Origin of the sequence: Streptomyces glaucescens, from assembly GCF_002154375.1 — a bacterium.
GTDB classification, from domain to species: domain Bacteria; phylum Actinomycetota; class Actinomycetes; order Streptomycetales; family Streptomycetaceae; genus Streptomyces; species Streptomyces glaucescens.
In genome coordinates this window covers 1-1705 of record NZ_MUND01000443.1, presented here as the reverse complement: position 1 = coordinate 1705, position 1705 = coordinate 1, and the positions used below count along the sequence as shown (strand labels likewise).

The window sequence follows — 1705 nt, the reverse complement described above, 5'->3', positions numbered from 1 at the left end:
CTTTGCGGACACGACCTAGTGCCGCGCCGCCTCCGGGTGCAGCCGTACCCAGCCCTCCCACGCGGACGTGATCATGTCCTGGACGTCGTACCTGGCCTTCCAGCCCAGCTCGGTGGCGACGCGGTCGGCGGAGGCGACCACGCGGGCCGGGTCGCCGGGGCGGCGCGGAGTGACGGTCGGGGGGCGGTCGTGGCCGGTGATCGCGTTGATCCGGTCGATCATCTCCCGGACCGAGACCCCCTCGCCGCGCCCGATGTTGAGGGTGAGGTCGCGGCCGGGTGACGTCTCCAGCGCGCGGGCCGCGGCCACGTGGGCCTCCGCCAGGTCGACGACGTGGATGTAGTCCCGTACGCAGGTGCCGTCCGGCGTCGGGTAGTCGTCGCCGAAGACGCGCGGGGACGCTCCCTCGGTGAGCCTCTCGAAGACCATGGGGACGAGGTTGGAGACGCCGGTGTCGGCCAGTTCGGGGGAGGCCGCGCCCGCCACGTTGAAGTAGCGCAGGGACGCGGTGGACAGGCCCGTGGCCCGGCCGGTGGCGCGGACCAGCCACTCGCCGGCCAGCTTGGTCTCGCCGTACGGCGACATCGGGGCGCAGGGTGTGTCCTCGGTGACCAGGTCCACGTCCGGCATGCCGTACACGGCGGCCGAGGAGGAGAGCACGAAGGACGGCACCCCGGCCGCGGTGACCGCTTCCAGGAGGACGCGCAGGCCCTCCACGTTCTCCCGGTAGTAGTGCAGCGGCCGGTCCACGGACTCGCCGACCTGCTTCTTCGCCGCCAGGTGCACCACCCCGGTGATCCCGTGCCCGGCGAGCGCCCGGTCCAGCCGCGCCCGGTCCAGGGTCGAGCCCACCTCCAGCGGCACCCCCGGCGGGACGCGTTCGGCGATCCCGGTGGACAGGTCGTCGTAGACGACGGTCCGTTCGCCCGCCTCGGTCATGGCGCGGACCACGTGCGCCCCGATGTATCCGGCGCCGCCGGTGATCAGCCAGGCCATGTGCGGCCGTCCCCTCGTCAGTCGGCGGCGCCCGTGGGCGCCCGCCGGGTGTGCTCGGTCTTCAGTGAAGCAGGCGCGACCTCGCCGGGTGACATCGCGGTGACGCGTCGTAGCCGGACGAGGGACAGGACTGCGGCCGTGCCGAGCAGCCCGTTGCGGACGGTCATCAGGACGCAGCCGGTGGGGGTGCTCGCCGCTACCTCCCCGTACAGGGTGGGATACACCAGCGCGGTGACCGCGGTCGCGGCCACGATCAGCGCGGCGACGGGACGCTGTGAGGTCCGCCGGGAGGTCAGGCAGACGGCGGCCAGGCCGAGCAGCCAGACGAGGTACTGCGGGCTGAGCACCCGGCTGGTGACGGTGAAGAGCAGCACGGCGGTCAGCGCCGCGTCGTACGGCGTCGCCTCGGTCCCGTGCCGCGCGGTCAGCCGCCAGTGCAGCAGGAGCACGAAGGCGACGGCGGTGAGGGCGAGGGAGGCGGTCGCCACCGCGTCCACGTACGGGCCGGTGAACTCCAGCGCCCCGTACCGGTACCCCGCCCGTCCCGGCCACCCCGCGTGCGTGGCGAGGCTCAGCAGGGTGCCGCCGAAGGACTCGATCTGCACACCCCGGCCGCCCTGCTGGCGCAGGAAGGCCAAGGGGTGGGCGAAGGTGACCGCGAGGACGCCCAGGGCGGCGGCCCCGGTGACCGCCGCCCTGGGCGTCCTCG

General features: G+C 74.0%; 1 protein-coding gene and 1 pseudogene. Both read right to left on the bottom strand.

All coding sequences use genetic code 11. From position 1 onward, the window contains the following. Positions 1-15 precede the first annotated feature (15 nt). Positions 16-996, bottom strand: coding sequence for a UDP-glucose 4-epimerase GalE (gene galE, locus CCN42_RS26700; RefSeq protein WP_086739425.1), 981 nt, complete (start codon positions 994-996; stop codon positions 16-18). Between the two features lie 17 nt (positions 997-1013). Beyond that, positions 1014-1705, bottom strand: a pseudogene (locus CCN42_RS26695) (hypothetical protein); the annotation flags it as partial.

Excerpts from the sequence above, each read along its gene's own strand:
- galE (WP_086739425.1), bottom strand. The coding sequence starts at position 996 with ATGGCCTGGCTGATCACCGGCGGCGCCGGATACATCGGGGCGCACGTG.